This is a genomic window from Nocardioides currus (genome assembly GCF_003057875.1).
GTDB classification, from domain to species: Bacteria; Actinomycetota; Actinomycetes; order Propionibacteriales; family Nocardioidaceae; genus Nocardioides; species Nocardioides currus.
Genome location: NZ_PYXZ01000007.1, coordinates 236,101 through 259,401, shown reverse-complemented (window position 1 = coordinate 259,401; position 23,301 = coordinate 236,101). Strand labels below are relative to the sequence as shown.

At 74.0% G+C, this 23,301-nt stretch carries 27 protein-coding genes; 8 read left to right on the top strand and 19 right to left on the bottom strand.

Going from position 1 to position 23,301, the window contains the following annotated elements; all coding sequences use genetic code 11:
* Positions 1–11 precede the first annotated feature (11 nt).
* Together C7S10_RS16565 and C7S10_RS16560 are read right to left on the bottom strand one after the other, a co-directional pair.
* Complete coding sequence (locus C7S10_RS16565; protein WP_108345542.1) at positions 12–458, bottom strand: DUF1810 domain-containing protein; 447 nt, start codon at positions 456–458, stop codon at positions 12–14.
* On the bottom strand, positions 455–1,147 hold the full coding sequence (locus C7S10_RS16560) for an ANTAR domain-containing protein (protein WP_108345541.1): 693 nt from the start codon (positions 1,145–1,147) through the stop codon (positions 455–457). Before C7S10_RS16560 ends, C7S10_RS16565 begins: the two co-directional genes overlap by 4 nt.
* A gap of 209 nt (positions 1,148–1,356) precedes the next feature.
* Between C7S10_RS16560 and C7S10_RS16555 the strand changes: the two genes are divergently transcribed.
* Together C7S10_RS16555 and C7S10_RS16550 are read left to right on the top strand one after the other, a co-directional pair.
* A complete protein-coding gene (locus tag C7S10_RS16555) occupies positions 1,357–1,728 on the top strand; it encodes a hypothetical protein (protein WP_108345540.1) in 372 nt (123 codons plus the stop codon).
* A 13-nt stretch (positions 1,729–1,741) separates the two neighbouring features.
* A complete protein-coding gene (locus C7S10_RS16550) occupies positions 1,742–2,005 on the top strand; it encodes a hypothetical protein (RefSeq protein ID WP_108345539.1) in 264 nt (87 codons plus the stop codon).
* 7 nt (positions 2,006–2,012) lie between these two features.
* On the opposite strand, the gene C7S10_RS16545 is transcribed toward C7S10_RS16550, so the two are convergent.
* Genes C7S10_RS16545 through C7S10_RS16530 form a run of 4 tightly spaced genes read right to left on the bottom strand, consistent with a single transcriptional unit; the run spans position 2,013 to position 5,507 of the window.
* Positions 2,013–3,602 (bottom strand): phytoene desaturase family protein, encoded by a 1,590-nt coding sequence (locus C7S10_RS16545; protein ID WP_207769415.1) that lies wholly within the window; start codon positions 3,600–3,602, stop codon positions 2,013–2,015.
* Complete coding sequence (locus C7S10_RS16540) at positions 3,599–4,540, bottom strand: SDR family NAD(P)-dependent oxidoreductase (protein WP_165807190.1); 942 nt, start codon at positions 4,538–4,540, stop codon at positions 3,599–3,601. Before C7S10_RS16540 ends, C7S10_RS16545 begins: the two co-directional genes overlap by 4 nt.
* A complete protein-coding gene (locus C7S10_RS16535; RefSeq protein WP_108345537.1) occupies positions 4,537–4,971 on the bottom strand; it encodes an SRPBCC family protein in 435 nt (144 codons plus the stop codon). Before C7S10_RS16535 ends, C7S10_RS16540 begins: the two co-directional genes overlap by 4 nt.
* A 35-nt stretch (positions 4,972–5,006) precedes the next feature.
* Positions 5,007–5,507 carry a hemerythrin domain-containing protein gene (locus tag C7S10_RS16530; RefSeq protein ID WP_108345536.1) on the bottom strand — a complete coding sequence of 167 codons (501 nt, stop codon included), beginning with the start codon at positions 5,505–5,507 and terminating at the stop codon, positions 5,007–5,009.
* Between the two features lie 154 nt (positions 5,508–5,661).
* Between C7S10_RS16530 and C7S10_RS16525 the strand changes: the two genes are divergently transcribed.
* Positions 5,662–6,843: a zinc-dependent alcohol dehydrogenase gene (locus tag C7S10_RS16525; protein ID WP_108345535.1), complete on the top strand. Its 1,182-nt coding sequence runs from the start codon at positions 5,662–5,664 to the stop codon at positions 6,841–6,843.
* Positions 6,844–6,866: 23 nt separating this feature from the next.
* Here the strand turns inward: C7S10_RS16525 and idi are convergent, their stop codons facing one another.
* From idi to C7S10_RS16485, 8 genes are all read right to left on the bottom strand, one after another.
* A complete protein-coding gene (idi, locus tag C7S10_RS16520) occupies positions 6,867–7,442 on the bottom strand; it encodes an isopentenyl-diphosphate Delta-isomerase (protein ID WP_108345534.1) in 576 nt (191 codons plus the stop codon).
* On the bottom strand, positions 7,439–8,479 hold the full coding sequence (locus C7S10_RS16515) for an NAD(P)/FAD-dependent oxidoreductase (protein ID WP_207769414.1): 1,041 nt from the start codon (positions 8,477–8,479) through the stop codon (positions 7,439–7,441). The genes idi and C7S10_RS16515 overlap by 4 nt, the downstream gene beginning before the upstream one ends.
* Positions 8,472–9,017 carry an isoprenylcysteine carboxyl methyltransferase family protein gene (locus C7S10_RS16510; protein ID WP_108345532.1) on the bottom strand — a complete coding sequence of 182 codons (546 nt, stop codon included), beginning with the start codon at positions 9,015–9,017 and terminating at the stop codon, positions 8,472–8,474. Before C7S10_RS16510 ends, C7S10_RS16515 begins: the two co-directional genes overlap by 8 nt.
* Positions 9,014–10,069 carry a type III polyketide synthase gene (locus C7S10_RS16505; protein ID WP_108345531.1) on the bottom strand — a complete coding sequence of 352 codons (1,056 nt, stop codon included), beginning with the start codon at positions 10,067–10,069 and terminating at the stop codon, positions 9,014–9,016. The genes C7S10_RS16510 and C7S10_RS16505 overlap by 4 nt, the downstream gene beginning before the upstream one ends.
* Complete coding sequence (locus C7S10_RS16500) at positions 10,066–11,250, bottom strand: NAD(P)/FAD-dependent oxidoreductase (protein WP_207769413.1); 1,185 nt, start codon at positions 11,248–11,250, stop codon at positions 10,066–10,068. Before C7S10_RS16500 ends, C7S10_RS16505 begins: the two co-directional genes overlap by 4 nt.
* Positions 11,251–11,258: 8 nt before the next feature.
* Positions 11,259–12,083 (bottom strand): UbiA family prenyltransferase, encoded by an 825-nt coding sequence (locus C7S10_RS16495; RefSeq protein ID WP_108345529.1) that lies wholly within the window; start codon positions 12,081–12,083, stop codon positions 11,259–11,261.
* A gap of 80 nt (positions 12,084–12,163) precedes the next feature.
* Entirely contained in the window at positions 12,164–13,375 is a 1,212-nt protein-coding gene (locus tag C7S10_RS16490; protein ID WP_108345528.1) for an NAD(P)/FAD-dependent oxidoreductase, read from the bottom strand.
* Positions 13,372–14,352, bottom strand: coding sequence for a TIGR03557 family F420-dependent LLM class oxidoreductase (locus C7S10_RS16485; protein WP_108345527.1), 981 nt, complete (start codon positions 14,350–14,352; stop codon positions 13,372–13,374). Before C7S10_RS16485 ends, C7S10_RS16490 begins: the two co-directional genes overlap by 4 nt.
* An 86-nt stretch (positions 14,353–14,438) precedes the next feature.
* Here C7S10_RS16485 and C7S10_RS16480 point away from each other — a divergent pair, with 86 nt between their 5' ends.
* On the top strand, positions 14,439–15,095 hold the full coding sequence (locus C7S10_RS16480) for an HAD family hydrolase (protein ID WP_108345526.1): 657 nt from the start codon (positions 14,439–14,441) through the stop codon (positions 15,093–15,095).
* Between the two features lie 71 nt (positions 15,096–15,166).
* Positions 15,167–15,598 carry an SRPBCC family protein gene (locus C7S10_RS16475; protein WP_108345525.1) on the top strand — a complete coding sequence of 144 codons (432 nt, stop codon included), beginning with the start codon at positions 15,167–15,169 and terminating at the stop codon, positions 15,596–15,598.
* 30 nt (positions 15,599–15,628) lie between these two features.
* On the opposite strand, the gene C7S10_RS16470 is transcribed toward C7S10_RS16475, so the two are convergent.
* Genes C7S10_RS16470 through C7S10_RS16460 form a run of 3 tightly spaced genes read right to left on the bottom strand, consistent with a single transcriptional unit; the run spans position 15,629 to position 18,707 of the window.
* A complete protein-coding gene (locus tag C7S10_RS16470; protein ID WP_165807189.1) occupies positions 15,629–16,327 on the bottom strand; it encodes a glycosyltransferase family 2 protein in 699 nt (232 codons plus the stop codon).
* The gene (locus tag C7S10_RS16465) at positions 16,324–17,646 is read right to left on the bottom strand and encodes a bifunctional PIG-L family deacetylase/class I SAM-dependent methyltransferase (protein ID WP_165807188.1); all 1,323 of its coding nucleotides are present in this window, start codon (positions 17,644–17,646) and stop codon (positions 16,324–16,326) included. The genes C7S10_RS16470 and C7S10_RS16465 overlap by 4 nt, the downstream gene beginning before the upstream one ends.
* Positions 17,640–18,707 (bottom strand): acyl-CoA dehydrogenase family protein, encoded by a 1,068-nt coding sequence (locus C7S10_RS16460; RefSeq protein WP_108345522.1) that lies wholly within the window; start codon positions 18,705–18,707, stop codon positions 17,640–17,642. The genes C7S10_RS16465 and C7S10_RS16460 overlap by 7 nt, the downstream gene beginning before the upstream one ends.
* A 104-nt stretch (positions 18,708–18,811) precedes the next feature.
* On the opposite strand from C7S10_RS16460, the gene C7S10_RS22305 reads away from it, so the two are divergent.
* Positions 18,812–18,958 carry a hypothetical protein gene (locus C7S10_RS22305; protein ID WP_165807187.1) on the top strand — a complete coding sequence of 49 codons (147 nt, stop codon included), beginning with the start codon at positions 18,812–18,814 and terminating at the stop codon, positions 18,956–18,958.
* Between the two features lie 61 nt (positions 18,959–19,019).
* On the opposite strand, the gene C7S10_RS22300 is transcribed toward C7S10_RS22305, so the two are convergent.
* Together C7S10_RS22300 and C7S10_RS16455 are read right to left on the bottom strand one after the other, a co-directional pair.
* Positions 19,020–19,193 (bottom strand): hypothetical protein, encoded by a 174-nt coding sequence (locus C7S10_RS22300; RefSeq protein ID WP_165807186.1) that lies wholly within the window; start codon positions 19,191–19,193, stop codon positions 19,020–19,022.
* A gap of 33 nt (positions 19,194–19,226) precedes the next feature.
* Complete coding sequence (locus C7S10_RS16455) at positions 19,227–20,588, bottom strand: FAD-binding oxidoreductase (RefSeq protein WP_243395428.1); 1,362 nt, start codon at positions 20,586–20,588, stop codon at positions 19,227–19,229.
* Positions 20,589–20,687: 99 nt separating this feature from the next.
* Between C7S10_RS16455 and C7S10_RS16450 the strand changes: the two genes are divergently transcribed.
* Together C7S10_RS16450 and C7S10_RS16445 are read left to right on the top strand one after the other, a co-directional pair.
* Positions 20,688–22,850 carry a malate synthase G gene (locus C7S10_RS16450; RefSeq protein WP_108345521.1) on the top strand — a complete coding sequence of 721 codons (2,163 nt, stop codon included), beginning with the start codon at positions 20,688–20,690 and terminating at the stop codon, positions 22,848–22,850.
* Positions 22,847–23,272 (top strand): GlcG/HbpS family heme-binding protein, encoded by a 426-nt coding sequence (locus tag C7S10_RS16445; protein ID WP_108345520.1) that lies wholly within the window; start codon positions 22,847–22,849, stop codon positions 23,270–23,272. Before C7S10_RS16450 ends, C7S10_RS16445 begins: the two co-directional genes overlap by 4 nt.
* Positions 23,273–23,301: the final 29 nt, after the last annotated feature.

The following is a 23,301-nucleotide window of genomic DNA, read 5'->3' as shown; positions in this document are numbered from 1 at the left end:
TCCGTGGGCCCTCAGTCGGCCGTCGTCAGCAACCGATCGGTCGCGTCGTCGGCCTCGCCGTCGAAGTAGGCGTCGAGCACCTCACCGAACACCGGCTCGTCGGGCGCGGCCCGCGCGAACAGCGTCATCGACGACCGGAGCTTCATCGCGTCGACCGGCCCGAGGACGTCGACCGCGGTGGACCCGCGGATCTCGAGGACGGCGCGACAGCACTCGCGCAGGCGCTCCCCGAGCACCGGGTGCGCGAGGAAGGCCCGCGCCTCGGCCAGGTCCGCCAGCGCGAACTCGCGCGCGATGCTGCTGCGGCCGAGCCCGGCGACCTGCGGGAAGACGAACCACATCCAGTGGCTCCTCTTCCGACCGTCGCGCAGCTCGGCCAGGGCGTGGTCGTAGGTGTCGCCCTCGTTCTGGGCCACCACGAAACGCGTGAGGTCCGCGCTGCTCGCCGAGCCCGTCACCCCTGCTCCGATCGGCGCTCGTCCATGTCGACCAGCAGGGTCTCGGCGACGTCGCGCAGCTTGATGTTGTTGTCCTGCGAGAGCCTGGCCAGGAAGCCGAAGGCGCGGGCGTCGTCGAGGTCGTACCTCTCCATGATCGCTCCCACCGCCTGACCGATCCGCTGCCGGCTCCGCATCGCCTCGGTCAGGTTGGTGATCTCGTAGGCGTAGGCCAGGGCCGTCGCCGACTGGTGGGTGAAGAGCTCGCCGATCGCGCCGAGCTCCTCGAACCTCCCCGGCTGCGAGGCGTAGAGGTTGAGGGCCCCCGAGCTCGTCGGGGTGTCGAAGAGGCGGATCCCCGCCTGCGCCTGCACCCCCAGGGCCTCGGCCTCCCGGGCGTACTGCGGAAAGCGGCTGTCGGTGGCCAGGAAGGGGGCCAGGACGTGCACGCGGTCGGTCGCCGCGTCGTAGCACGGACCTTCACGCAGGTCGTACTGCGCCGCGTCCAGCTCGAGGAGCATCTCGCTCGTCGGGGCGAAGGTCTCGAGCCGGCCGTCGGTGTGCCGCACGGTGATGCTGGCCTGCTCGACCTCGGGCAGCACCTGCACGGCCGCGGCGGTGATGTTCTCCAGCGTCTGGTCGAGCGTGCCGGGCCTCAGCGCGTCCGCCAGCTGGCGGCTCGCTTCCAGGACGGATTCGTCGGTCGCCATCGGACCAGTCCTCCTCGGTGTGCCGCCCCGCGCCGGGGCGCGGGGGTCGATCGGGTTCGGGGCGGCTCCCGGGCCCTGCTTTCTGAAGACCCGGGAGCCTGGACGGCGCGATCACCCCGGGGTCACCGGCCATCTGGCGAGGAGGTACCCGATGCCGGTCGCAGCATGTGGACCCTCCGGCGCTGGGTAGTCGCACGTAGGTTCGCGACATGGACTATCCCCTCACCAAGGCCCTGGCCGTCGCGACCCTGGGATACAGCGCGTGGGTGATCACCCACCCCGACGCGCTGCGTGACCAGCTCGACGATCCGGGAGCCTGGAGCCGCCCCGTGGCCCGGCTCGCCTACACCTATGCGGGGCGAGACGTCCCGATCTCGGTCCTGACGCTGCTCGGCGGCCGGCAGGGTGCGCGCACCGGCGCGCTGCTTCGGCTGGCGGGTGACCTGACGGACGCTGCGACCCTGGGGGCCACGGCGTCGTCGAGCTCCTCGCGGAAGAAGGCCGTCGCCACCGCTCTGGGGTACGGCGTCGTCAACGCCGTGGCGCTCGTCGTGGACGAACGTCGTCACAGCCGAGCGTGACGGTGGTCCTCCCGTGACGGCGTTCCTCGCGTGGACCGAGCACCCACCGCAGGACCTCGACGGGCCGTGGGTCGAGGCGCGGCAGATCGCTCCCGGCCTGCTGGCGCTCGAGAGCACCGAGTCGCTGTCCGCGGTCTACCACGCCCTCAAGTGGTCCCTGCCCGACGGGTCGGCGTTGATCGTGGTGCCGGTGGTCGAGGCCCCCAAGTCGCGGGGGATGGCGACCGGGACGACCCGTTGGCTGCGGGAGCGCTCGCGGAGCGCGGGCCAGTCCTGAGGTCCCGCTAGGACTTCCGCCACGGCAGCACGGCGTCGACCCGCGCGTGGGCGAGTGCGGCTCGCGCCGCGTTGTCCCCGCAGGCGCCGTGCACCCCGCCTCCGGGGTGAGCAGAGGCGGACCCGAGGTAGAGCCCCCGGACCGGCGTCTCGGCCCGGCCGAGGCCGGGCACGGGCCGGAACACCAGCTGCTGGTGGAGCTGGGCGGTGCCGCCGTTGAGGGCGCCGCCGACGAGGTTGGCGTCGCGGGCCTCGAGCTCGCGCGGCCCGAGCACGCGGCGCGACATCACCGTCGAGCCGAAGCCGGGGGCACGCTGCTCGAGGCGCGCCTGCATGCGGTCGGCGTAGCGCTCGCAGTCGTCGTGGTCCCACACGCCCCGGATGCCGTCGTCCCCGGCGTCGCGAACCGTGCGCTGCGGGACGTGGGCGTAGGCCCAGAACGACTCGGTCCCCGCCGGCGAGCGGGTGGAGTCGCTGGTCGTCATCTGGCCGGTCAGCATGAACGGCGCGGCCGGGACGGCGCCCGCCTGCACCTGGCTCATGGCCAGCGCCATGTCGCGCACGTCGTCGGCGACGTGCACCGTGCCGCTGGCCAGCGCCGGGCCGTTGGTCCACGGGATCGGCCCGCTCAGTGCGAAGTCCACCTTGACCGTGCCGGGGTCGAGGACGAAGGCGCGCAGCGAGCGGCGTACGCGATCGGGGACGTGGGCCGGGTCGAGGAGCTTCGTGTACAGCGTGGGCGCCAGCACGTCGGCGACGACGGCGCGGCGGGCGGCGTGGCGCTCGCCGTCACCGGTCCGCACCCCCGAGGCGCGGCCGTCGGACACGAGCACCTCCACCACCTCGGCGCCGGTCCGGAGCTCGCCGCCGTTGGCGCGGAAGCGCCGCGCGAGCGACTGGGTGAGCTCGCCCGCACCGCCGCGGGGGACGGGGAACCCGACGTCCTGGCCCATCATCGCCAGCAGCAGGCCCATGAGACCCGAGCCGGGGGAGTCGAGCGGGATGTCCGCGTGGGCAGCGTTGCCGGCGATGAGCATGCGGGCGCCCTCGCCGCCGAAGCGCTCGCTCGTGAGCTCGGTGACGGGGGTCAGCAGCGTCTTCACGAAGTCGAGCCCGCCCACGTGCCGCAACGCGGCGAGCATCCCGAGGCCGTGGCGCACCGGCGGGAAGGGGGTCAGGAGGGCCCCGATCAGGTGCGGGCCGACGCGGTCCCACTCGGCGCAGAGCCGCAGCCAGGCCTCGCCGTCGCCCGGGTGCAGGTCGTCGAGACCCGCCGCGGTCCGGTCCCGGTCACGGTGCAGGACGGCCCAGCTGCCGTCGGGCAGCGGGTGCCCGAGCACGGACGGTGCGTGCGTCCACTCGAGGCCGTGCTGCTCGAGGTCGAAGGACGCGATCGTCGGCGACGACGCGGCGAGGGGGTAGAACGCGCTGAAGGTGTCGTGGACGAAGTCGGGGTGCAGCTCGCGGTCGCTGCGGACGGCCCCCCCGACGTCGGGCTGGGCCTCCAGCAGCAGCACCGACCAGCCGGCGTCGAGCAGGCGGTTGGCGGCGACCAGCCCGTTGGGACCGGCGCCGACGACGATCGCGTCCCAGCTCACGACCCGCTCCGGCGGCGCCGGACGACAGCTTGGAGGTTGCGCGCGACGCCGACGAGCGCGTTGCCCTGGTCTCCGCGCAGTCCGTTGAGCCGTTGGTCGGACGCCAGCACGTTGCCCGGTCCGCGGACCACGGGCGCGACGAGGTCCTGGGCGACGACCCGGAACAGCGGGTTGACGAGTCGGTCGTAGACCCAGGGCAGGGCGGTGAAGCCGAACCGGATCACGTCGTTGGCCGGGCCCACCTGGCTCGGCAGCCACGGACGGTCGGCAATCGCGAGGACGCGCCGGGCCACCCGCTCGGGGGAGGCCACCGGGAACGGCGGCCGGCCGACGGAGTCGCCGTACGTCGCTGCCTGACGGTAGATCGGGGTGTCGACGCCGCCGGGGGCGACGTAGCCGAACCTGATGCCCGGTCGGTCGCGGTTGTCCACACGCAACTGTCGCACGAGGGCGCGCACGCCCCACTTGCTCAGCGCGTAGGCCCCCATGTCGGGGACGGCGAGGTGGCCGATGAGCGACCCGACGAGCACCATGCTGCCGCCGCCCTGGTCCCGCAGGACGGGCAGCACGTGGCGCGCGAGGTTGGTCGACCCGTGGAGGTTGGTGGCGAGCACCTGGTCGAACACGTCGACCGGGACCTCCTCGAGGCGGCCGTAGGCGACGACACCGGCGCAGCCCACGACGACGTCCAGCCGCTGGTGTCGCTCCATCGTCGTGGCGACGGCCTCGCTGACGGCCGCGTCGTCGGAGACGTCGGCCGGCACGACCAGGGTGGAGGCGGCACCGAGGGCGTCGCAGTCGGCGGCGACCCGCTCCAGGCTCTCGCGACCGCGCGCCAGCAGCACCACGTGGTCGCCGCGGGAGGCGGCCGCTCGCGAGGTGGCCTCACCGATGCCGCTGGAGGCGCCGGTCACCAGCACCACTCGAGGTGACGTCACGCCTTGCCCTCGGCGATGTAGGCGAGGCGGCGCAGGGTCTCGGTGTTGCGCCACCGCAGGCTCATCCCGCGCACGGGCGGTGGGATGAGCGCCCCCGGTCCGGACAAGGGCTCCTCCTCGATGTGGACCTCGGTCTCGGCGCCCAGCGAGTCCAGCCGGATCGTCACCTCGGCCTCGCCGATGGGCCAGGCGCGGGCGCGCAGGGTCAGCGAGCGGCCGGGTGTCGAGGCGATCACCTCGGTGGTGTCGTCGATCAGTAGCGGCCACGGGCCGACGGAGTGGTGCAGCTTGCTGCCGACGGCCGGCCAGGTGTCGTCGACCTCGCGCATGCGGGCCGCGCCGACGACCCAGACGGGATAGACCCATCCGTCGCTCAGGACGTCCCAGACCTGCTCGGGGGTCGCGTGGAAGAGGCGGGTGTTCTCGGCCATGGGGGATCCTCTCGATCGGGTCGGGGCCGGTCCGATCAGCTGATGACGGCGTCGACGGTCTTCTTCAATGCGCTCGGCTGTGACGGGCGGGTCGGCGCCTTGGCGCGTGCCTCGATCAGGTCGGCCCCGATCTCCTGCAGGGCCTTGCGCCCGAGTCCCTGACGCACCTTCGGGAACCAGTCCTGCTCCTCCTCGTCCATGTGGTGCGTGACGTTCTCGATCAGGACGGTCGTCTTGGCGTCGAACCGCTCGTGGTCGGGAGAGAGCCCGGCCAGCTCCACCACGAGCAGGTCCGCGACGTGGTGCTCCTCGTAGGACTCGAGGACGTCGTCCTCGAGGTCTGGGAGGAGCTCCCGCACACGCGGATACATGACCTCGTTCTCGATGTAGGTGTGGACGGTCAGGAGCTCGATCATGCTGTCGACGAGGTCTCCCTTGCGCTTGGTTGCGTTCTCGCCGGCCTGCTGGAACTGGCGGAAGACGCGACGGATCTCCTGGTGGTCCTGCTTGAGCAGGACGATGGCGTCCGTGGACATGGGGGGACTCCTCGGTGTCGGGGTGCGGGCCGGGTGGCTGCCCGCCATGACTGCGACGTACCCGACCCTCGTGCCCGCATGCGGACACGGGCGTCGGGTACGCCACGGGTGAGCACCACACGAGCACGATGACGGATCCACGAGAGGGAACGCGATGAAGGCAGTGACTTGGCAGGGCCGGCGCGACATGCAGGTGATGGAGGTGCCGGACCCGGTGATCGAGCAGCCGACGGACGTCATCATCGACGTCACGTCGACGGGGCTCTGCGGGTCCGACCTGCACCTCTACGACCCGCTCACCCCGTTCATGGCGCCGGGCGACATCGTCGGCCACGAGCCGATGGGCATCGTGCGCGAGGTCGGCTCGGCCGTCTCGACGCTCGAGGTCGGCGATCGCATCGTCGTCCCGTTCAACATCAGCTGTGGGTCGTGCTGGATGTGCAGCCGCGGGTTGTTCAGCCAGTGCGAGACCACGCAGAACACCGATCAGGGCACCGGGGCGAGCCTGCTCGGCTACAGCAAGCTCTACGGCTCCGTGCCCGGCGGGCAGGCGGAGGCGCTGCGCGTGCAGTTCGCCGACACGCTGCCGATCAAGGTGCCCCACGGCCCGCCCGACGACCGCTTCCTGTTCCTGTCCGACGTGCTGCCGACCGCGTGGCAGGCGGTGGAGTACGCCGACCTCCAGCAGGGCGACACCTTGGTCGTGCTGGGCGCCGGCCCGATCGGCGACATGGCCGGGCGCATCGCGACCAGCCGCGGTCTGCGGGTCGTGGTCGTCGACCAGGTCCCGGAGCGGCTGGGCCGCGTGAGTGCGTACGGCGCTGAGGTCATCGACATGTCCGACGTCGACGACGTCGCGGAGCGCGTGCGCGAGCTGACCGACGGACGCGGCGCGGACGGGGTCATCGACGCCGTCGGCATGGAGGCGCACGGCTCGCCCAAGGCCGAGCTGGCCCAGAAGGCGGTCGCCCTGCTGCCGAAGAAGCTGCAGGAGAAGGCGATGCTCACGGTGGGGTCAGAGCGGCTGGCCGCGCTCTACTCGGCGATCGACTCCGTCCGCCGCGGCGGCACGGTCAGCGTCTCCGGCGTCTACGGGGGAGCGGCCGACCCGTTGCCGATGTTCCAGCTCTTCGACAAGCAGATCCAGCTGCGCATGGGCCAGGCCAACGTCCGCAAGTGGAGCGACGACATCCTCGCGCTGCTGCTGAAGGACGAGGACGTGCTCGGTGTCGAGACCTTCGCCACCCAGCACCTCCCGCTCGAGGACGCGCCCGAGGCCTACCGCAGCTTCCGGGACAAGGAGGACGGCATGGTCAAGGTGGTCTTCACACCCTGACCGACCGTCCAGCGACGCCCCGGTCAGCGACCGGGGCGTCGCGCTGCCGGCGGCAGGCCGTCGGCAGCGGCGGCCGGCGCGGTCCACGGCTCGGCGGGGAGCGCGGCGACCTGGTCGCGGCACCACGGCGAGATGGCCCGCGTGCCGTCCAGCACCCCGCTCCTGAACCCGTCCCACGACTCCCAGGCGGCGTCCGCCACCTCGGCCGGGTCGGGGCGGAGCGAGTCGGTGCTGACCGCGGCGAAGACCGGGCACATCTCGTGCTCGACGACGCCGAGCATCTCGGCGCGGTAGCGGAAGCCGGGCAGCAGCAGCACGAGCTGCTGGAGCTCGATCCCGAGCTCGTCGCGCACCCGTCGCCGTACGGCGTCCTCGATCGGCTCGCCCGGGCCCGGGTGCCCGCAGCAGGCGTTGGTCCACACTCCCGGCCACGTCACCTTCGTGTGCGCCCGCTGGGTCACGAGCACGGAGCCGGCGCCGTCGAAGACGTAGCAGGAGAAGGCCAGGTGGAGCGGGGTGTCCTGGTGGTGCACGGTCGCCTTGTCGGCCGTCCCGACCGCCTGTCCCTGCTCGTCGAGCAGCACCACGAGCTCGGTCATCGGACTGCTCCCGCCGGGCGGGCGAGCTGGTTGACGGCCGCCGAGAACAGCCACGGCGCGCGGGCCGCGACCTCGACGAGGCGCGTGCGGACGATCCGGTGCGAGGTGGCCCGGAGCAGGGCGTGGGTCAGCAGCTCGTGGCGACGCGCGAGCGAACGGGCCCGCGCCTCGTAGCCCGTGGCGTCGCCCGCGGCGAGGCACTCGACCACCGCACGGGCCTGCGCGAGACCGACCGCGAGGCCCTCTCCGGTCAGCGCGTCGACGTACCCTCCGGCGTCGCCGACCAGCAGGACGCGTCCGGCGACGCGACGCGTGACGCGTTGGCGCAGCGGACCGGCGCCGAGCACCTTGGTCCGCTCACCCGTGAGCTGGTCGCGCAGCGCGGGGAGCTGGTCGAGGGCGTCGTCGAAGCCGCCGCCCTGGTCGGTCAGCACGGCCACCCCGACGAGGTCGTCGGCGACCGGGGTGACGTAGGCCTCGGCGTGCGGCGCCCAGTGCACCTCGACGAACGGCGACCACGGCGCCTGCGTCACGTGGCAGCGCAGCCCGAACCGGCGTCGCGGGGCCGGCCCGCGGTCGAGGCCGGCCAGGGTGCGGACGCTCGAGTGCAGCCCGTCGGCTCCGACGAGGTGGCGCGCCGGCTCGTCGTCCACCAGCACGTGGTCGCGCACGTCGCGGACGGCCCGCACTGCTCTCTGCTCGACGGGGACGCCGGCTGCGGAGACGGCCTCGGAGAGGGCTGCGTGCAGGGTCGTACGTCGCACACCCCGCCCGGGTCCCGCCCGGAACCGCGCCTCGACCGACCGGTGCGGCCGCAGTCCGTCGAGGTAGCGGATGCCGGCGAGGTCGTGCCCCTCGGGATCGACCCCGAGGGCGGCGAGCTCGCCGAGGGCGCCCGGCATCAGTCCCTCCCCGCAGGCCTTGTCGATCGGACCGTCGCGGGGCTCGCGCACCACGACGTCGAGGCCCGCACGAGCTGCGTGCAGCGCGACCGCGAGCCCGACGGGACCGCCGCCGGCGACGACCAGGTCACGCACGGGGCGCCTCGACCCGGGCATCGGGGAGGGTGGCCAGGGCGGCGTCCTCGGCCCGGATGCGCACGGTCAGGAGCGCGGCGTTGGCGAGCGTGAAGACGACCGCCGTGATCCACGAGGCGTGGACCAGCGGGAGGGCGACGCCCTCGACGACGACGGCGACGTAGTTGGGGTGGGTCATCAGGCGGTAGGGCCCCTCCCGGACCGGTGCCAGCCCGGGCACCACGATGACGCGGGTGTTCCACCGCGGCCCGAGGGTGGTGATGCACCACCAGCGCAGGGCCTGGGAGGCGAGGACGAGCGCGAGCATCGACCAGGCGAGGACGGACGGGACGTCCGGTCGGCGCCACCACGCCTCCGCCAGCGCCCCGACGAGGAGGCCCGTGTGGAGCACGACCATGAAGGGGTAGTGGCCCTGCCCCGACTCGACGCCGCCGCGCTCCATGCTCCAGGCGGCGTTGCGCTTCGAGACGACGAGCTCGGCGAGCCGCTCGACGCCGACCAGCGCGACGAGCACCGTGAACGCGACGAGGCCCGTCACGACGTGGCCCGCAGCAGCACCAGCTCGGAGCAGAAGCCCGGCCCCATGGCCATCAGCACGCCGTGGCTGCCCGGCTCGGGCGGTCGCTCGCGCAGGGTGTCCTCGAGCACGTGCAACACCGACACCGACGACAGGTTGCCGACCCGCGCCAGCGAGTCCCAGGTGAGCTGGACCGCCTCGCGGGGCACCTCGAGCGCCGCCTCGAGCGCCTCGATCACCTTCGGCCCACCGGGGTGGCAGACCCACCACCCGATGTCGTCGCGGGTCAGGTCGTGGTCGGCGAGGAAGGCGTCCACGTCGCCGCGCAGGTGCTGCTCGACGAGCGAGGGCACCTCGGCGTCGAGCACGATCCGCAGCCCGCTGCCCGTCACGTCGAAGCCCATGGTGCGCTCCGTGTCGGGGTAGAGCCGGCTGCGTGAGTCGAGCACCTCGACCGGGCCGTCGGGTCCGGCGTCGCCCACGGCGACCACCGCGGAGGCGCCGTCACCGAAGAGCCCGCTGGCCACGAGGTTGGGCACGGACACGTCGTCGGCCTGCACCGTCAGCGAGCAGAGCTCGACGGCGACGAGCACGGCCGTGTGACCGGGGTGACCGACGAGGTGGTCGTTGAGGCGGGCGATCCCGGCCGCCCCGGCCACACAGCCCAGCCCGACCAGCGGCACCCGCCTCACGTCGGGTCGCAGGCCGACGACGGCGGCGATGCGGGCGTCGAGGGACGGCACGGCGAGGCCGGTCACCGTGGCCGTGACGATCAGGTCGACGTCGCTCGGCGTGAGGTCGGCGGCCTTCAGCGCGTCCACCAGTGCGCGGGAGCCGAGCTCCACGGCGTGCTCGATGAACAGGTCGTTGGCCCGGCCGAAGTCGCCCAGCCCGGCGTAGTCCTCCAGCGGCAGCACCGTGTGGCGGCGCGCGACGCCGGCGTTGGCGTGGAACCGCTTCAGGAGCGCGCGGTCGAGGGAGCGCTGGGAGATCACGTCGGCGAACGCCTCGGTGATCTCGGACTGGGGGTGGGAGTGCCGCGGGAGCACACCGCGGGCGGACAGGATCCTCATGACAGCTCCATCGTGGCGCGGGGGTGGTGGGACGGCCGGACCAGCGAGCCGACGAGCCCGCGGACCAGGCCCGTGTCGATGCGGCCGTCGCCGAGACCGATCTCGACCAGGGTGTCGAACACGTGCCGGTCACGGCCGGCGGCGCGGATGCCCGCGTCGACCACGGCCGGCGACTGCGCCAGCCGCGACGAGACCCAGGTGTGACGGAGGTGTGAGCCCAGCAGGCGGCGTACGTCGCGGCGGTGCATGGCTCCGGCGTCGTCGGCCGTGCCGACGGCGAGCGCCCGGGCGGCGGTCCGGCCCGCGGAGATGCCGGTCGCCACCGCGTAGTAGATGCCCTCGCCGGTCATCGGGTTGACCAGCCCGGCCGCGTCACCGGCCAGCAGGACGCGACCGTCGGGCTGGTGCCAGCGCCAGCCGCTGAGCGGGAGGTGGTGGCCCTTCCAGTCGCCGCCGGTGGTGGCCGCGCCCGGGACCAGCTGCTCGAGCTGCTCGAGCAGCAGCGCGCGGCTCGGTGCCGGCGAGCGGCGGCGGTCGCCGGGCAGCAGCTCGCCGTAGCCGACGTTGACGAGCCCGTCGCCGCGGTCGAACGCCCAGGCGTACGACGGCTGGCGGCGATCGCCGTACCGGATGACCTGGCGGCCGAGGAGCTCGGGCGTCGTGGGGGCGTAGCCGCGGATCGCGATCGCGCGCGGCTCTCCCCGGCGGTCCGTCAACCGCCGGCGCACGAGCGAGCCGGCCCCGTCCGCGCCGATGACGACCCGCGCTCGCAACGAGCCGGAGACGACGAGGGGGTCGAGGTCGAGCGACGTGACGCGGTGCCGCCGGAGCACGGCGCCGGCACCGGTGGCCCGCTCGACGAGGCGGGCGTCGAAGACCTGCCGCGGCACCACGTGCACCTCGCGGGCCATGTCGCCCTCGACACGCACGTCACCGTGGGACAGCTCGAGCCGGCGCAGCGGGGTCCAGCCCGCCACGACGTCGGCCGCGCCGACGGACGCCAGCGCGTCGAGGACGTGCGGGGCGATGCCGTCCCCGCACGACTTGTCGCGCGGGAAGTCGCTGCGGTCGAGCAGCAGCACGCGCAGGCCGGGGTCCTCGGCGAGCGCGGCCAGTGCCGCAGCCGACCCGGCCGGTCCGGCGCCGACCACGACGACGTCCCAGTCCTCGTGGCTGCTCATGGCGCCGGTCATCGGGCGGCCACCAGGATCATCGCGTCGATCAGGGCGATCCCGACGGCGGCGACGAACGGTCGCCGTCCCGAGCCCGAGACCACGACGGCCGCGAGCGCGAGGGCGACGACGGCGGCGGCCACGGCGACCACGGTGGGGGGCGCGCCACCCAGCAGCACGACCGCCGTGCCGGCGAGGAGCACCGCGGTGGCGACGGGGGCGATCCAGCGCCGACCCAGGCGGTGCGGCAGTCCGTGCACGCCGGTGGCCGCGTCGTCGGCGAGGTCGGGGAGCACGTTGAGCAGGTGGGCACCGACGCCCAGCAGCGCAGCGCCCACGGGCCACCACCACGGAGCCCGGCCATCGCCGGCCAGCGCGACGAAGACGGTGAGCCCGCCGAAGGCGACGGCATAGGGGAGCCAGGACCAGACGGTCGACTTGAGCCCCAGGTTGTAGGCCCACGCGGCGGCCACGCACAGCAGGTGCACCAGGCCGGCGACCACACCGCACGCGAGGGACAGCCCGACGCACGCCGCGACGGCGACCGCGCAGCAGGCCGTGACCAGACGGACGGGGACGGCGCCAGCGGCCAGCGGCTTGTCGGCGCGGCCGGCCCGCCGGTCGCGGCCGAGGTCGACGAGGTCGTTGCTCCACCCGACGGACAGCTGGCCGGCCAGCACCGCCGAGACGACCAGCACGAGCCGGGTCGCCGACAGGTCCTGGGCCAGCGCCAGCAGGCCCGCCAGGACGGTCACCGCGACGCCCGGGCCCAGGTGGGCGGCGCCGAGCAGGCTCGCCGACAACGACGGGGGCCGTGCGCGGTCGGAGACGTCAGCGGTCACGCGGACCTGCTCCTCTCCACCCGGTCTGACTGGTCGCGACGCTACCCGCGCCCCACGGCTGCGCAAGGCCTCCGTCCCGGTCACCCTCCGGTCTCCAGGGACTCGGCGAGGGTTGCGCGCCGGGCGAGGAGGTCACCGCCGCGCTCGTAGTCGTCGTCGCAGCCGTGGGTCAGCACGCCGACGAGCTCACCGTCCTCGTCGGCGTACCACACCGTGAAGGACCCGGCGTCGTGCTCGACGACCGACGCCCGGTCGAAGCCGTCGCCCCACGCGGAGTACTTCAGCGTGTGCCCGCCGATCTCGCTCCAGAAGCCGGGCGGGTCCGACCACTCGGTCGCGGCATCCGGTGTGTCGAGGCTCGCCGCGGCCGCGTTGGCGCCGGCGGTGCGACCCATCGCGATCGCGTCGCCCCAGTGCTCCACGGTCAGCGTGCGACCCGCGACCGGGTGGTGGGCCGCGGCGACGTCGCCCACGGCCCACACGTGCTCGTCGGTGCTGCGCATCCCGGCGTCGACGACGACCCGGCCCTCGTCGACCTCGACGTCGATCGTGCGCAGCAGGGGCTGGTCCTGCTGCACGCCGACCGCGGCGAGCACCAGGTCGGCGGGGACCTCCTCGCCGTCGCCGAGGTGGACCACGCCCGTCCGTGCGACCGACTCGACCTCGACGCCGGTGCGCAGCTCGACCCCCGCCGCGATCAGCCAGGTCGCGATGCGGCCGCCGGCCCAGTCGCCGAGACGCGCGGCCTGGGGAGCGTGCTCCGGGGTGACGAGGACCGTGCGCAGGCCGCGCCCGGCGAGCGCGGCGGCCGCCTCGCAGCCGATGAAGCCCGAGCCCACGACCACGACGGTCCCAGCCCCGTCGAGGGCGCCGACCACGGCCCGGGCCTGCTCCAGGCTACGCAGCAGGTGCACCGGCGCGTCCGCGTCGGCCCCGGGCAGCGGGACCGGCGCGGAGCCGGTGGCCAGGACGAGCCGGTCGTAGGGCAGGCGGCGTCCGTCGTCGCACAGCACGCTGCGGCGTACGACGTCGACGGCCTCGACCCGGGTGCCCAGCTCCACCTCGACCCGGCGCCACGCGTCCAGGTCGTCCTCGTCGTCGAGGATCGCCGTCCCCTCCACCGGGTCGTCGCCGGCGAGCACGCCCTTGGACAGCGGCGGTCGTTGGTACGGCGCATCGCGGTCCGCGGAGACCAGGAGCACGGACCCCGCGCCACCCGCCCGCAGGTAGGCCGCAGCGGCGTGGACCCCGGCCGGACCACTGCCGACGACGAGCAGGCCGACGGACGTCATCGGGTGGACGCGCCCTGGTCGGCGCTGCGCTCGCGGAGGACCGGCAGGACCTCCGAGCCGAACGCGCGGATCATCTCGGCGTAGTGCGGGCCCATGTTGGCGACGTACACGTCGTCGAAGCCGGCCTCGACGTAGGGCATCAACGCATCGATGTGCGCGGCGACGTCGGAGCCGCACGACACCGACTCGCGGGTCTGCTCGACGGTGACGAGCGTGGAGGCCTGCTCGAAGTGCCGGGGCGACGGCAGCACCTGGGCCAGCTCGCCGGGCAGCCCGCTGTTGGCCCAGAGGCGGTGCGCGATCTCGGCCCCCTCCTCCTCGGTCGCCGCCCACGACACCTTGACCCCGCCCTGGGTCGGCTTGCCCCCCGACTCCTCGCGGAAGCGGTCGAGCAGCTCGCGCTCGGGCGAGGTGGTGATGTAGCCGTCACCGACCCGGGCCGCCAGGTCCGTCGCCTTCGGGCCGAAACCGGAGACGAAGACCTGTGGCGGGGTCTCGGGCAGCGTGTAGATCCGGGCGGTGTCGACGGTGTAGTGCTTCCCGTGGTGGTTGACGAAGTCGCCGTCCCACAGCTCGCGCATCACGCCGATCGCCTCCTCCAGCATCTCGAGACGGACGTCGAGGGTGGGCCACACCCGGCCGAGCACGTGCTCGTTGAGCGCTTCACCGGTGCCGACCCCCAGGGTGAACCCACCCTCGAGCATCACGGCGCTGGTCGCTGCCGCCTGGGCCACGACGACGGGATCGATGCGCACGGTGGGGCAGGTCACGGCCGTCGTCACGGGCAGCCGGGTCGCCTGCGAGAGCGCGCCGATCACCGACCACACGAACGGGCTCTGGCCCTGCTCGTCGTTCCACGGGTGGAAGTGGTCGCTGATCCACAGGCACTCGAAGCCCGCCTCCTCGGCGAGCACGGCCTGCTCGACGAGCTGGGCAGGGGTGTACTCCTCGCAGGACAGGAAGTAGCCGAAGCGCATGGTGGTCTCCTCGCGTGGACGCTGGGAACCCGCCGTACCCGCTCGTGACCGGCGCATGTGGACGAGTGGCGCGGGTACGTCCGCGGATGACCACCTCAGCAGTCCTCTTCGACATCGACGGCACCCTCGTCGACTCGACCTACCACCACGCGGTCGCATGGTTGCGTGCCTTCGCCCGCCTCACCGACGTCCCGCCGATGTGGCGCGTCCACCGCTCGATCGGCATGGGCGGGGACCGGCTGGTCGCGGAGGTCGCGGACGACGAGACGGAGGAGCGGTACGGCGACGACCTGCGCGACGCCTGGCGCGAGGAGTACCTCGAGCTGCGGGCCGAGGTCCGCCCGCTGCCCGGCGCGTCGGAGCTCGTCCGCCTCCTGGCCCGTGAGGGGCACGTCGTGGCGCTCGCCTCGTCCGGCGACCCGCAGTTCGCCCGCGAGGCGGTCGACCTGCTCGGCATCGGGTCGGACATCGCGGAGCTCGTCACGTCGCAGGACGTGGACGCGTCCAAGCCGGCGCCCGACCTCGTGCAGGAGACCCTGGACAGGCTGGGCGACGTCGACAACGCGGTCCTCGTGGGCGACACGGTCTACGACGTCCGCTCGGCCGAGGCCGCGGGGATCGGCTGCGTCGCGCTGCGCTCGGGTGGCTTCGGTCGCGCCGAGCTGCTGGAGTCCGGCGCGCTGCGCGTCGAGGAGGTGCCCGGCGACCTGCTGGGCCTGGACTGGGTGCCGGGTCGCTCCTGACCGCCGCGCACATGGACGGGCGACACGGGGGGTACGGCGCAGCCACACCGACCTCGACGAAAGGACGACCCATGCCGTCCGTGGAACGCACGATCACCGTGGACCAGCCCGTGGAGCGGGTCTGGACGTACATCAGCGACTGGACCAACACCGAGGAGTGGGACCCGCCGACCGTCAGGACCGAGCGCACCTCCGGCGACGGGGGAGTGGGCACGCGCTACCACAACGTGTCGAAGTTCCTCGGCTCCGAGCAGGAGGTCGACTACGAGGTCAAGGAGCTCGTCGAGAACCAGCGGATGCAGCTCGCCGGCGACGCCGGCTCGCTGACCCTGCTCGACACCATCACGCTGCGCCCGACCGCGTCGGGCACCGAGCTCACCTACCACGCGGAGTTCACCCCGCACGGGGCCGCCAAGCTGGCCGAGCCGCTCATGCCCGCCGGGCTCAAGCTGCTCGCCGACCGCGTGGCCGAGAGCCTCGAGGAGCACCTGCGCGCGCTCTGACGCCGACCCGCTCGGCGGGCCGGTGGCCTCCTACGCACCCAGCCCGTCGAGGTAGGCGGCGAAGCCGTCCGGAGCGCGGCCGTGCCGGCGCCCCGACGTGGTGACGCTCAGGCTGCCGGTCGCCACCGTGGCGACCCCGTCGGCGCGCATCGCGGCGACCAGCTCGACGTCCTCGTGGACCCGTAGCGGACGGAAGCCGCCGACCGCGCGGTAGGCGGCCAGCGTGAAGCCGAGGTTGGCGCCGTGGACGTGCTGATGACCGTCGCCGACGCTGTGGCGGGCCCGCCACAGGACCATCTCCTCGGCCGTGAGGTCGCCGGCGGTGGGTTCGACGGTGCCGACGACCAGCGTCAGTCCCGCGGTCGCGAAGCGCACCTGGTCCACCAGCCAGTGCTCGGGGACGGTGCTGTCCGCGTCGGTGTTCGCGATCCAGACCCGCGGGGCGGCGGCGCGACCGGACCACACGGCCGCCGCGTCGACGCCGGCCGCGCGGGCGGCACCGACGCATCCCGCCTGCACCGGGACCGCGCTCACGTCGCGACGTCCGGCCACGATCCCCGCCGTCCCGTCGTGGCACGAGTCGAGCACCACGAATGTCCGGCAGCGCACCTCCGGGTGCTCCCGGCCGAGCGCACGGACCGCGCGGGACACCGAGTCGAGGCAGCCCGGCAGCAGCGCCTCCTCGTCCCGAGCGGGGATGACCACCGCCACGGCGAGCGGCGTGCTCACGCGGGTCGCCCCAGGACGTGCAGCAGGAAGTCGGGCTCGTCGTGCGCGACGAGCACCGGCGCTCCGGTGGCGAGGAACGCGGCGTGGACGGCGGGCCCCGCGAGCGGCCAGCCGACCGGCTGGTGCCGCCAGTGGCACAGGAGCAGGTGTCCGTCGCGCGTCAACGACGCCAGGCTGCGCTCGACCAGCTCGCCGAGCGCACGGGGACTCAGGAAGTAGCCCACCTCGGAGATCGACACGAGGTCGAAGGCCCCGTCGGGCCACTCGGTGCGTACGTCGATGCGTCGGACCTCGACGTCGCGGAGCCCGGCGACGCGGTGCCGGGCCGCTGCGACCGCCGCCTCGCTCGCGTCCACGGCCAGCAGCCGCTCGCTCCGCGTCGCCAGGTCGACGGCGAGGGCGCCCACGGAGCAGCCGACCTCGAGCGCCCGCCCGTAGGACTCGCGGGGCAGCGCGGCGAGGGTGACGGCGCGCTTGCGGCGCTCGTAGAAGGAGTCCACCTCCCACGGGTCCGGGTCGTCACGATGGACGCGCTCGAGAGCGTCGTCGGGGACCCGCCCGGTCGTCTCGACGAACAGCTCGTCGGCGCGGTCGAAGTGGGCGAGCACCTCCGCAGTGAGCAGCACCTCGTCGCCCGGGGCGGGCGAGATGGGTGCGATCTGGGTGGCGTGCGCGGCGATCGCCGCACGCTTGGTGGCGCGCGCGTCCTCGTCGAGGGGCAGGCGCCGTACGTCGTCCCACGGCAGGTCCGCGTCGTGGCCCCAGTGCCAGAGCCAGATCGGGTACTCGAGCAGGTGCGCGTCGGTGCGTCCGGCGGCGATCGCCGCCGCGCGGCCGACCGCCTCGTGGTCGGGGTGACCGTCGGAGCGCCACGGGGCACACAGCACCACCTCGCTGCCCTGGGTGCCGATCGCGGCGACCACGTGGTCGACCAGCTCGTCGACGTGGGACGCGACGTCGCCGTCCGGGAGCCCGAGGCACGCCGTCGTCGCGGCCGGTGCCGCCACGGCCACGGACGCGCTGAGCTCGAGGCGCCGGACGGTCGCCAGCCCGGCGGGGGACAGGGTGACGGAGTCGGGGTGCGAGCCCTCGCCCGAGGTCGCGCACAGCACGCCGACCTCCCACCCGGCGAGCGAGGCCGACCGCATCAGCCCGGACGCGCCCAGCGCCTCGTCGTCCGGGTGGGCGCCGAGGACGAGCAGCCGGCGTGCCGTGGCCGGGAGGCGGAGGGGCGGCACGTCGCGGTCGGCCAGCGACCGCGACCAGGCCTCCTCGGGTGTGCCGGGCCGGTCGTGGCGGAAGGCGGGCGCCGTCACCACGGGGCGGGTCCCGCGGCGCCCACGGCCTGTCCCAGGGCAGCCTGGTCGCGCTCCGCGTGCCACTGACGGAGGTAGAGCTCGAGGTCGGCGACGCGCCGAGCGTGGTCCTCGTCGGTGGCCAGCGGACCCGGTCCGAGCCCGTGCGCTGCGCGGCGCAGGACGTCCTCGGCGGCCAGCGCCACCACCTCGCGCACGCGCAGCGCCGCGCGGGCACCGGCGTCGCCGGTCAGCTCGCCCGCGTCCAGTGCCGCGGCAGCGTGGGACAGGGTGCAGCGGGCCGCGTGCAGGGCGGCGTCCACCGCTCCGAGGTGCATGAGCCCGACCTGGTCGGGAGGCCGCGTCGTCGCGCTCGTGCGGATGCGTCGGGCCAGCGCGACCGCGCCACCGAACCACACGGCGGCCACCCCGATCCCGCCCCAGGCGAAGCCCGGCCGCTCGAGGTACCACCCCGGCTCGCCGACCGCCCGCGCGCTCGCGCCGTCGAAGTCGATGGGGCCGGAGTCGACGTCGGCGAGCCCGCGCGCGACCCAGGTCCCGGCCACCGCCCGGACGCCCGGGGCCTGCAGGTCGACGGCGAACAGCTGTCGACGGTCGCCGACCCAGGCGCTGACGAGCGCGTGGTCGAGCACGGCACCGAGGGAGCACCAGTGCTTGCGCCCGTCGAGGCGGTACGCCGCCCCGCCGCCCGCCCCGTCGCCCGTCGCGGCGCTGCTCGCGCGCAGCGGCTCGCCCGGCCCCTCGGCCGCGAAGACGCCCCACGTCCCCGGTCCGGCGGGCTCGCCGGCCTGGTCGAGGATCGCGATCGCGTCGAGGTGCGGCTCCAGCACCCGGGCGACGGTCAGGTCGGACGCGCCGAGCGTGGCCAGCACGGACCAGACGAAGGCGGACTGGCCCGATCCCGGCCGCGGCAGGGACGCTCCCACGTCGGCGGCCAGCTCCAGTGCCGCGTCGACGTCCCCGGCGACGGCTGCGGCCCGTGCGCCGAGGGCGGCGAGCTCGCGTGTCCCTGCCGTCGTCAGCTCGTCGAGCAGGACCGGCTCTCCCGAGGGGGTGGTCGTCATGGGCGGCGGGTACCCGCGCGAGCGTCGGGTCATGCCAGTGCCGCGGCGCCACCGCCTCCGGCGGGCGTCGATCATGGTCATGTCGGCGATGGGTACCTGACGACATGACGACGACCCCCAGCGCACCGCAGCCCCCCGACCCCGAGGTGGTCCCCGCCGGCGACCCGCTGCCGACCGAGCCGGGCGAGCCCGTGGTCGACCCCGATCCCTCGACCGGACCGCAGGTCGTGCCCGCCCCCGACCCGGTCTGAGGACGCGGCCATCGGGCTCGTCATCGGGCTCGTCACCGGGCTCGTGACTCAGCGGCGGTGACTAGTCGTCGTCGCCGTCGTCCGTCGCCGTGGCCGGTCCGGACGGGGTGGCGCCGCCCTCGGACGACCACCCCTCGTCCTGGTCGGTGTCGTGGGCCGGGTCGGTGTCGACGTCCGGGGTGTCGACGTCCGGGGTGTCGACGTCCGGGGTGCTCGGGTCGTGGGACGAGGTCATGGTCGCTCTCCTTCGTGGTCGGGTCGGTGGGGCTCAGTACCCAGCGCCGGGGTTGAGGATCCCCTGCGGGTCGAGCGCGTCCTTGATCTTGTGGGTCAGGGCCAGCACGTCGGGGCCGAGGTAGTCGGCGAGCCACGGTCGCTTGAGGCGACCGACGCCGTGCTCACCGGTGATGGTCCCGCCCAGCCGCAGGGCGAGGTCCATCACCTCGCCGTACGCCGTCTGTGCGCGCTCGGTCATGTCGGCGTCGCCCGGGTCGAAGACGATCAGCGGGTGGGTGTTGCCGTCGCCGGCGTGCGCGATCACGGCGATGGTGAGGTCGCGGTCGGCGGCGATGGCGGCGATGCCGTCGACGAGCGCCCCGAGCTGGGGGAGCGGCACGCCGACGTCCTCGAGCAGCAGGGTGCCGGTGCGCTCCACCGCCGGGATGGCGCTGCGGCGGGCGACCACGAACGCCTCGCCCTCGTCGGGGTCGTCGGTGTGGAAGACCTCGGTCGCGCTGTGCTCGCTGCAGAGCTTCGCGATGAGCTCGCACTCGGCGGTGGCGTGCCCGGCGGGCTCGTCGGACTGGATCACCAGCATCGCCGCGGCGGTGCGGTCGAGGCCCATCTTCGTCAGGTCCTCGACCGCGTTGATCGTCGGGCCGTCCATGAACTCGAGCATCGAGGGCCGCAGCTGCCGCGTGATCGCCAGCACCGTGTCCGTGGCGTCGTCCAGCGTGGCGAAGGTCGCGACCAGCGTCGCGGGCGGGCGCTGCCGCGGGATCAGCCGGAGCACGACCTCGGTGACGATGCCGAGCGTCCCCTCCGAGCCGACGAAGAGCTTGGTCAGCGAGAGCCCCGCGACGTCCTTGAGGCGCGGTCCGCCCAGCGTGACGGCGGACCCGTCGGCCAGCACGACCGTCATCCCGAGCACGTAGTCGGTGGTGACGCCGTACTTCACGCAGCACAACCCACCGGCGTTGGTCGCGACGTTGCCGCCGATCGAGCAGATCTCGTACGACGACGGGTCGGGCGGGTACCACAGGTCGTGCTCGGCGGCCGCGGCCTTCACCTGCGCGTTCATCAGCCCCGGCTGGACGACGGCGGTGCGGGTGACCGGGTCGACCTCGATGTCGGCCATCCGCTCCGTCGACACGACCAGGCACCCGTCGACGGCCGACGCCCCGCCCGACAGTCCCGACCCGGCCCCGCGGGGCACGACCGGCACGGCGTGCGCCGCCGCGAACCGCACCGCGGCCTGCACGTCGGCGGTCGACCGGGCGCGGACGACCGCGAGCGGGACGCCCGCCCCGGGGTCGTCCGCACGGTCGCGGCGGTACTTGTCCATCCGCTCCGCGTCGGTCACGACGACGTCGCTCCCGAGCTCGGCGACGAGTTCCTGGATGGGGCTCACGCGGATCGCCCTTCCGGCTCGGCGACCTCGGTGACGCCGGCCCTTCTATATTGCGGAGAGGTTATTGCGCCGTGCACGAATACGAAAGGACGTCCCTCGATGGACCGCATCCAAGTCGGCCGGCTGGAGATCGCGCCCGTGCTGCACTCCTTCGTCCGCGACGAGGCCCTGCCCGGCTCGGGCCTCGACGAGGCCGCGTTCTGGGGCGGCGTGGAGGGCATCCTCACGGAGTTCGCCCCGCGCAACCGCGCCCTGCTCGATCGCCGCGACGAGATCCAGGCGCGCCTCGACGAGTGGCACTCCGCCCACCCCGGGCCGGTCACCGACCAGGCGAGCTACCTCCAGCTGCTGCGCGACATCGGCTACCTCGTGCCGGAGCCGGCCGACTTCACCATCGAGACGCAGGACGTCGACCGCGAGGTCGCGGTCCAGGCCGGCCCGCAGCTGGTGGTGCCGATGCTCAACGCACGGTTCGCGACCAACGCGGCCAACGCCCGCTGGGGTTCGCTGTACGACGCGCTCTACGGCACCGACGTCCTCCCGGAGACCGACGGCCGCGAGCGCGGAACGTCGTACAACCCCCGACGCGGCGAGGAGGTGATCGCCCGCGGGCGTGCCTTCCTCGACGAGCACGTCCCGCTCGCGGACGGCAGCCACGCCGACGTGACGGCCTACGCCGTCGACGACGGCACACTCAGCCCGGCGCTCGCCGACCCCGGCCAGCTCGTCGGCTGGCGCGGCGACCCCGCCGCACCCGAGGCGGTGCTGTTCGTGCACCACGGCCTGCACGTCGAGGTCCAGGTCGACCGCGACGACGAGATCGGCCGCACGGACGCCGCCGGGGTGAAGGACCTCCTGATGGAGTCGGCCGTCTCCACGATCATGGACCTCGAGGACTCGGTGGCCGCGGTCGACGCCGACGACAAGGTCGCGGGCTACCGCAACTGGCTCCTGCTCAACCGCGGCACGCTGACCGCCGAGGTCACCAAGGGCGGCACCACGACGACGCGCCGGCTCGAGCAGGACCGGGTCTACGACGGACCCGACGGCGAGGTCGTGCTCCCGGGCCGCTCGCTGCTGTTCGTGCGCCAGGTCGGCCACCTGATGACCTCCGACGCCGTCCTCGTCGACGGCGAGGAGGTGCCTGAGGGCGTCCTCGACGCGGTGATGACCGCGCTGTGCAGCCTCGTCGACCTCCAGGGCCGCGGCGAGCTCGCCAACTCCCGCGCCGGCTCGATGTATGCCGTGAAGCCGAAGATGCACGGGCCTGACGAGGTCGCCTTCACCGACGACCTGTTCGCCGCCGTCGAGGACCTGCTCGGCCTGGGACGGGGCGCGATCAAGCTCGGGATCATGGACGAGGAGCGGCGCACTTCGGCCAACCTCAAGGCCTGCATCCACGCCGCTCGCGGCCGCGTCGCCTTCATCAACACCGGCTTCCTCGACCGCACCGGCGACGAGCTCCACACCTCGATGCTCGGCGGCGCCATGATCCGCAAGGGCGAGATGAAGTCCACGCCGTGGATCACGGCCTACGAGGACCAGAACGTCGACATCGGGCTCGCCTGCGGGCTGCAGGGCCGGGCGCAGATCGGCAAGGGCATGTGGGCGATGCCCGACGAGATGGCCGCGATGCTCGAGCAGAAGATCGGCCACCCGCGATCGGGTGCCTCGTGCGCCTGGGTGCCCTCGCCGACGGCCGCCACCCTGCACGCGCTGCACTACCACCAGGTCGACGTCGCCGCTCGACAGCAGGAGCTGGCCGGCGGGCGCCGTACGACGCTCGAGGACCTGCTCACCGTCCCTCTGGCCGAGCAGACCGACTGGTCCGAGGAGGAGCGCATCGCCGAGGTCGAGAACAACCTCCAGGGGATCCTCGGCTACGTGAAGCGTTGGGTCGACGACGGCATCGGCTGCTCCAAGGTGCCCGACATCCACGGCACCGCGCTGATGGAGGACCGGGCCACCTGCCGCATCTCCTCGCAGCACGTCGCCAACTGGCTGCGCCACGGCGTCGTCACGGCCGACGAGGTCGACGCCGCGTTCCGCCGGATGGCCGACGTGGTGGACCAGCAGCAGGCCGCGGACGGCTACGTCGCGATGGGGCCGGCGTACGACGGCGTGGCGTTCCGCGCCGCCCGCGAGCTCGTCCTCGACGGGCTGGCCCAGCCCTCCGGCTACACCGAGCCGATCCTGCACCGCCACCGTCGCGCCGCGAAGTCCGACCACCAGTCCGAGCATCAGCAGGGAGCCGCCTCGTGAACATCACCCTCGCCCAGGCCCGCCAGGTGGTGGCGGGCGCGCTCGCCGCCGGCCGCGCGGCGTCGTACAAGCCGCTCACCGTGGTGGTGCTGGACTCCGGCGGCCACGTCGTGGCCGTCGAGCGGGAGGACGGCGCCTCCACCAAGCGCTTCGAGATCGCCCACGCCAAGGCCCACGGCGCCGTCGCGCTCGGCCTGGGCTCGCGGGCGCTGATGGCGCGCGCGGAGCAGCAGCCCTACTTCATCGCCGCCGTCACGCAGACGGTCGGCGCGCTGGTGCCGGTGCCCGGTGGCGTGCTCGTGCGCGACGCGGACGGCGGGCTCCTCGGCGCAGTGGGTGTCACCGGCGACACCTCCGACCACGACGAGCTGGCCGCGCTGGCCGGGATCGAGGCGGCGGGCCTGGTCGGGCAGCCCGACTGACGGCGACCGACCGACGGATGGAAGAGTCG

Excerpts from the sequence above, each read along its gene's own strand:
- C7S10_RS16560 (WP_108345541.1), bottom strand. The coding sequence starts at position 1,147 with ATGGCGACCGACGAATCCGTCCTGGAAGCGAGCCGCCAGCTGGCGGAC.
- C7S10_RS16555 (WP_108345540.1), top strand. The coding sequence starts at position 1,357 with ATGGACTATCCCCTCACCAAGGCCCTGGCCGTCGCGACCCTGGGATAC.
- C7S10_RS16535 (WP_108345537.1), bottom strand. The coding sequence starts at position 4,971 with ATGGCCGAGAACACCCGCCTCTTCCACGCGACCCCCGAGCAGGTCTGG.
- C7S10_RS16530 (WP_108345536.1), bottom strand. The coding sequence starts at position 5,507 with ATGTCCACGGACGCCATCGTCCTGCTCAAGCAGGACCACCAGGAGATC.
- C7S10_RS16525 (WP_108345535.1), top strand. The coding sequence starts at position 5,662 with ATGAAGGCAGTGACTTGGCAGGGCCGGCGCGACATGCAGGTGATGGAG.
- idi (WP_108345534.1), bottom strand. The coding sequence starts at position 7,442 with ATGACCGAGCTCGTGGTGCTGCTCGACGAGCAGGGACAGGCGGTCGGG.
- C7S10_RS16505 (WP_108345531.1), bottom strand. The coding sequence starts at position 10,069 with ATGAGGATCCTGTCCGCCCGCGGTGTGCTCCCGCGGCACTCCCACCCC.
- C7S10_RS16500 (WP_207769413.1), bottom strand. The coding sequence starts at position 11,250 with ATGAGCAGCCACGAGGACTGGGACGTCGTCGTGGTCGGCGCCGGACCG.
- C7S10_RS16490 (WP_108345528.1), bottom strand. The coding sequence starts at position 13,375 with ATGACGTCCGTCGGCCTGCTCGTCGTCGGCAGTGGTCCGGCCGGGGTC.
- C7S10_RS16485 (WP_108345527.1), bottom strand. The coding sequence starts at position 14,352 with ATGCGCTTCGGCTACTTCCTGTCCTGCGAGGAGTACACCCCTGCCCAG.
- C7S10_RS16480 (WP_108345526.1), top strand. The coding sequence starts at position 14,439 with ATGACCACCTCAGCAGTCCTCTTCGACATCGACGGCACCCTCGTCGAC.
- C7S10_RS16475 (WP_108345525.1), top strand. The coding sequence starts at position 15,167 with ATGCCGTCCGTGGAACGCACGATCACCGTGGACCAGCCCGTGGAGCGG.
- C7S10_RS16460 (WP_108345522.1), bottom strand. The coding sequence starts at position 18,707 with ATGACGACCACCCCCTCGGGAGAGCCGGTCCTGCTCGACGAGCTGACG.
- C7S10_RS22305 (WP_165807187.1), top strand. The coding sequence starts at position 18,812 with ATGACGACGACCCCCAGCGCACCGCAGCCCCCCGACCCCGAGGTGGTC.
- C7S10_RS22300 (WP_165807186.1), bottom strand. The coding sequence starts at position 19,193 with ATGACCTCGTCCCACGACCCGAGCACCCCGGACGTCGACACCCCGGAC.
- C7S10_RS16450 (WP_108345521.1), top strand. The coding sequence starts at position 20,688 with ATGGACCGCATCCAAGTCGGCCGGCTGGAGATCGCGCCCGTGCTGCAC.